We start from the raw sequence: 5,753 nt of genomic DNA, 5'->3' as shown, positions 1-5,753 counted from the left end.
AATTTCGATTGAAGCAAAATCAGGATAACCGGTTTTTGGGCATAAACAAGTAAATTCGGGAAAAATAATTTTTACAACGTTGTTTGTGTTTTGCAAGGAAAACGGCGAATCAAAAAATTCTAATTTGGGTAGTTCCCCGTTTCTTACGGCGTCTTCAAGCAAAATCAAACATTTTTCGTTCATAGGCTGCGATTACTTCCTGTTTTTCAACGGAACATATTTTAGAGCGTCCGGTCCGATGTAAATCTGCCGCGGACGGAAAATCTTAACTCCGTAACCCATCAATTCCCGCCATTGTGCAATCCATCCTGGAAGACGTCCCAAAACAAACATTACCGTGAGCATGTTCGTAGGTATTCCAAGCGCTCTGTAAATAATTCCCGTATAAAAATCAATGTTAGGGAAAAGTTTTCTCTCAATAAAATAGTCGTCTGCAAGTACCTTTTGCTCTAACTCCTGCGCAATTTCAAAAAGCGGTTCACAAACCGGACATTTTCCAAGAAATTCGCCAAGCAATTCTTTTGCAAGCGCAGCCCTGGGGTCGTAGTTTTTATATAAAGCGTGTCCGAAACCCATAAGGCGAACGTCTTTGTTCTTGGCTCTTTCTATGTACTTTTCGATGTTTCCGCCGTCCTTTTTTATGTTTTCCAACATTTCGATGACCGCTTGATTCGCTCCACCGTGCAAAGGTCCCCACAGCGCGCAAATACCTGCGGAAATAGCCGCGTATAAATTTACCCGCGCAGAACTTACTAGTTTCACGGCGGTTGTAGAACAGTTTTGTCCGTGGTCTGCATGAAGAATAAGAAGTTTATCCAAAATTTTGGCGTGCATTTGATGCAAGTCGCTTTTTATATCGTAAGGACGGCTGGGCGTATCAAACATCATATTTAGAAAATTCTCTACATAAGACAAATTCGCCTGCGGATACACAAGCGGAAGCCCTTTTGATTTTTTATATGAAAACGCGGCAATAGTACGAACTTTTGAGATAAGACGCGCTGCAGTTTCGTTAAAATTTGCATCATCGTGCATAATTTCGGGATAAAAACTTGAAAGCGAAGTAACCATCGCCGCCAAAATCGCCATCGGGTGCGAAGTCCTTGGAAATCCTGCAAAAAAGTGGTGCATATCTTCATCAATCATAGAGTGTTCGGTTAAATAAACGCTGAAATGTTTGGCTTCGTCAAGTGTGGGAAGTTTTCCACTTATCATTAAATATGCGACTTCACGAAAAGTCGCGTTATGAACCAAATCCTCAATAGAATAACCGCGATAACGCAATATGCCGTTTTCGCCGTCAATATAGGTGATTGCGCTTAACGCCGATGCGGAATTGCTAAAACCGTTGTCGAAAGCGATAGCCCTGGTTTGTTTGTGAAGCGTCGATATATCAACGCCGATTCCGCCGTCCGACCCTTGAATAATCGGAAGTTCGACGACTTTCCCGTTAATTTCGAGTTTAGCTTTACCTACTGATATTTTGGTAGTATCATACATTCATAAGCCCTTAATTATATTCATTATTCATATAAATTGCGCCAAAAATACTATTTGCCTATCGAAACTAATGTATTTTCTTATGATTTCCAACAAAAAACGGCAAAAAAGGCAAGAAAATGTTTACAAAAGACGAGGCGCTTAACTACCACGAAAGCGGACGGCGCGGAAAAATTGAAGTCACGGCGACCAAACCCTGTCGAACCCAAAAGGATTTGTCTTTGGCATATACGCCAGGAGTCGCCGAGCCATGCCGCGAAATCCAAAAAAACCCCAAGCTTGCAAACAGATACACGGCGCGGCAAAACTTGGTCGCGGTAATTACCAACGGAACGGCGGTATTAGGGCTAGGAGATATAGGTGCTTTGGCTGGGAAACCGGTTATGGAAGGTAAGGCGGTTTTATTTAAGAGATTTGCCGATATAGACGTTTTTGATTTGGAATTGAATACACGCGACAAAGATAAATTCATTGAAGCGGTAATGTTGATGGAACCGACTTTCGGCGGAATAAATTTGGAAGATATTTGTGCGCCTGATTGCTTTTATATAGAAAGAGAACTAAAAAAACGAATGAGTATTCCGGTTTTTCACGACGACCAGCACGGAACGGCGATAATTTCCGGTGCGGCGCTGCTTAACGCTGTAGAACTGCAGGGGAAAGATATTTCAAAAATTAAAGTCGTTTTCAGTGGAACCGGCGCGGCGGGAACAAGTTGCGCAAAACATTATATTGCGCTTGGCGTAAAAAAAGAAAATTTAATAATGTGTGACAGGAAAGGCGTCATTTACAAAGGACGCACCGATATTGCAGGTACTCCAAAAGAAGAATTTGCCGTAGAAACCTCCGCACGTACGCTTGAAGACGCAATGGAGAACGCCGATTGTTTCGCCGGACTTTCCGCAGGTGGTTTAGTAAGTAAAGAAATGATAAAATCAATGGATAAAAAGCCGATAATTTTCGCTATGGCAAATCCCGATCCGGAAATCAGTTACGACGACGCAAAAGATGCAAATCCAGACTGTATAATGGCGACCGGACGAAGCGATTATCCAAATCAGGTAAATAACGTTTTAGGGTTTCCGTTTATTTTTCGCGGAGCGTTAGACGTTTGCGCTTGCGATATTAACGAAAAAATGAAACTCGCAGCGACATTTGCGCTTGCGAATTTGGCAAAAAAAGGTGATGTCCCATACTCGGTATTGCAGGCGTATAATGCAAGCAAAATGGAATACGGAAAGGATTATATCATTCCAAAACCGCTTGATCCGCGCGTATTAGTCGATGTAAGTTTGGCGGTGGCAAAAGCGGCTGTCGAAAGCGGCGTAGCAAAAGAGCCGAAAAACGATTGGAGTAAATACGAAAAAGAACTTGAAGAATTAGCAGAACGGATAAAAGGATAATTTGGATTTTTTACTATAAATGTTTTGACGGCATTTAGTATTTTATGATTGATACGAACAAAAATACACACTTTTAAGGGAGATTTTTTATGACCGTTTCAAGAAAAAAAGTTCCGCACGATGGTAATTCTGCGGTAGCGCACGTGGCTCACGCCACAAATGAAATTATTGCAATTTACCCAATTACTCCATCATCGCCGATGGGGGAAATTTCGGATGAAAAGTCCGCAAGAGGTGAAAAAAATATTTGGGGAAACGTTCCTCACGTGGCGGAGTTGCAATCCGAAGGCGGCGCTTCGGGAGCGGTTCACGGAGCGTTGGCGACAGGCGCTTTGACTACTACGTTTACGGCTTCGCAGGGATTGTTACTTATGATTCCTAATATGTACAAAATCGCAGGAGAATTGACTCCGACAGTATTCCACATTTCGGCGCGTGCGCTGGCTATGCAAGGGCTTAACATTTTCGGCGACCATTCCGACGTTATGGCGTGCCGTCAAACGGGTTTTGCAATGCTGGCTTCGGCAAGCGTTCAAGAAGCGATGGATTTTGCGCTTATTTCTCAGGCGGCGACTCTTGAAAGCAGAATCCCGTTTATTCATTTCTTCGACGGGTTTAGGGTTTCGCATGAAGTCCAGAAAATAGAAGAATTGTCGTTTGACGATATGCGCGCTATGATTGACGATAACTTGGTTCGCGCTCACAGACAAAGAGGACTTTCTCCAGACAGACCTATGATTGCGGGAACTTCACAAAATCCCGACGTATATTTTACCGGACGTGAAACCGTAAACAAATATTATACGGCTCTTCCTGAAATTGTCCAAAAGCAGATGGATAAGTTCGCAAAAATCGTCGGACGTCAATACAAACTTTACGACTATGTCGGTGCAAAAGACGCTGAAAAAGTGATAGTTGTTATGGGTTCCGCCTGCGAAACGACTCACGAAGTCGTCGATTGTTTGACTTCAAAAGGCGAAAAAATCGGTGTTCTTAAAGTTCGTCTGTTCCATCCGATTGACGCAAAAGCGTTTGTTGAAGCGCTGCCTGCAACCGTTAAAAAAATCGCTGTTTTAGACAGAACAAAAGAGCCTGGAAGTATCGGCGAGCCGCTATATATGGCGGTAAAAATCGCAATCGGCGAAGCGGAAGAACTGGGAATAAAGAAATTTGGCGAATATCCGCGTATAGTCGGCGGACGCTATGGTTTGGGTTCGGCGGAATTTACTCCGGGAATGGTGAAAGCGGTTTTTGACAATCTCGACAAAAAAGAACCGAAAAATCACTTCACAGTCGGAATTAATGATGACGTTACCGGAACTTCGCTTCAATACGACGCAAATTTCACGACAGAAGGAAACGAAACTTATCGCGCTATTTTCTACGGACTCGGCTCGGACGGAACGGTCGGCGCAAACAAAAATACGATTAAAATCATCGCTGACGGAACAGATAAATTCGCACAGGGATATTTTGAATATGACAGCAAAAAAGCGGGAACGCTTACTTCCTCTCATTTGCGTTTCGGACCGACTCAAATCCGCGCTCCTTATCTTATTACTAAAGCGAATTTTGTGGCTTGCCACAATTTCTCGTTTCTTCCCAAATACGATATGCTCAAAAATGCGATGGAAGGTGGAACATTCCTTCTGACAAGTGAATATTCGGCAGACGAAGTTTGGACAAAAATTCCCGGAAGAGTACAAAAGCAAATCGTCGATAAAAAACTAAAATTTTACGTTATCGACGCAATCAAAATTGCCGAACAACTTGGTTTGGGGGCGCGAATCAATACAATTATGCAGGTCGCGTTTTTCAAAATATCGCAAGTGATGGAAGAAAAGAAAGCGATCGAGGCTATTAAATATGCGATCCAAAAAACATACGGCAAAAAAGGCGAAAAAATCGTTAAGATGAACAACGACGCTGTTGATGCGGGACTTACGCAAATTCACGAAGTTAAATATGGCGGCGTTACAAATTCGATAGAAGATATTGCAGGCGTTCCTGCAAACGCTCCGGCGTTTGTCAAGGAAGTAACCCAACAGCTCCTTCGTCAACAAGGAACGAATGTAAAAGTTTCACAAATGCCCGATGATGGAAAATGGATTACTGGAACAACGCAATACGAAAAACGCAACATTGCGGTTGAAGTTCCTGTTTGGAACAACGAACCTAAAGCGTGTATTCAATGTAACAATTGTTCGTTTGTCTGTCCGCATGCGGCGATTCGTCCGAAAGTTTATGACGCGGATTTACTCAAAAGCGCACCGAAAACGTTCAAATCCGCAGACGCTATAGGAAAAGAATTTGAAGGCAAAAAATTTACGGTTCAAATTGCGGTAGAGGATTGTACCGGCTGTGGATTGTGTGTCGAAGTTTGTCCGATGAAAGGCAAAACAGATCCTATTAAAATGCAGCATCAACTTCCGATTCGTGAGCAGGAAATTCAAAACTACGACTTCTTTTTGAGCAAACTTCCTGATGTCGATGCATCAACGCTCAAATTAGACAGTGTAAAAGGTTCGCAATTTGTCAAACCGCTTTTTGAATATTCCGGAGCATGTGCGGGTTGCGGCGAAACAGCTTATGTGAAGTTGCTCACACAACTTTTCGGCGATCGGTTGATTATCGGAAATGCAACCGGCTGTTCGTCGATTTACGGCGGAAATTTGCCAACTACTCCATACACAAAGAGAGCCGACGGAAGAGGGCCAACCTGGTGTAATTCGTTGTTTGAAGATAATGCGGAATTTGCTTTCGGTATGAGGATGACGGTTGATAAATTTAACGAGAGAGCGAAAGAATGGGCAAACGACTTTTTGTCTTGCAAAGAAAACAATGCCGAAA

The 5,753-nt window shown here is 42.9% G+C and carries 4 protein-coding genes; 2 read left to right on the top strand and 2 right to left on the bottom strand.

What is annotated here, in order from left to right; translation table 11 throughout:
- A partial coding sequence (locus tag LBH98_00900; protein MDR0303321.1) for a hypothetical protein occupies nucleotides 1–183 on the bottom strand: 183 nt, incomplete at its 3' end.
- A 9-nt stretch (nucleotides 184–192) separates the two neighbouring features.
- Complete coding sequence (locus tag LBH98_00895; GenBank protein ID MDR0303320.1) at nucleotides 193–1,500, bottom strand: citrate synthase; 1,308 nt, start codon at nucleotides 1,498–1,500, stop codon at nucleotides 193–195.
- Between the two features lie 119 nt (nucleotides 1,501–1,619).
- On the opposite strand from LBH98_00895, the gene LBH98_00890 reads away from it, so the two are divergent.
- Nucleotides 1,620–2,903, top strand: coding sequence for an NAD-dependent malic enzyme (locus LBH98_00890; GenBank protein MDR0303319.1), 1,284 nt, complete (start codon nucleotides 1,620–1,622; stop codon nucleotides 2,901–2,903).
- An 89-nt stretch (nucleotides 2,904–2,992) separates the two neighbouring features.
- Nucleotides 2,993–5,753, top strand: a 2,761-nt coding sequence (gene nifJ, locus LBH98_00885; GenBank protein MDR0303318.1) for a pyruvate:ferredoxin (flavodoxin) oxidoreductase, incomplete at its 3' end; no start/stop codon positions are given.

Source organism: Chitinispirillales bacterium (assembly GCA_031254455.1).
Taxonomy (GTDB): domain Bacteria; phylum Fibrobacterota; class Chitinivibrionia; order Chitinivibrionales; family Chitinivibrionaceae; genus WRFX01.
This window is presented reverse-complemented; position numbering and strand designations above follow the sequence as displayed.

What these genes read in the sequence shown, in the direction of transcription:
- LBH98_00890 (MDR0303319.1), top strand. Translation starts at nt 1,620, where the DNA reads ATGTTTACAAAAGACGAGGCGCTTAACTACCACGAAAGCGGACGGCGC.
- LBH98_00895 (MDR0303320.1), bottom strand. Translation starts at nt 1,500, where the DNA reads ATGTATGATACTACCAAAATATCAGTAGGTAAAGCTAAACTCGAAATT.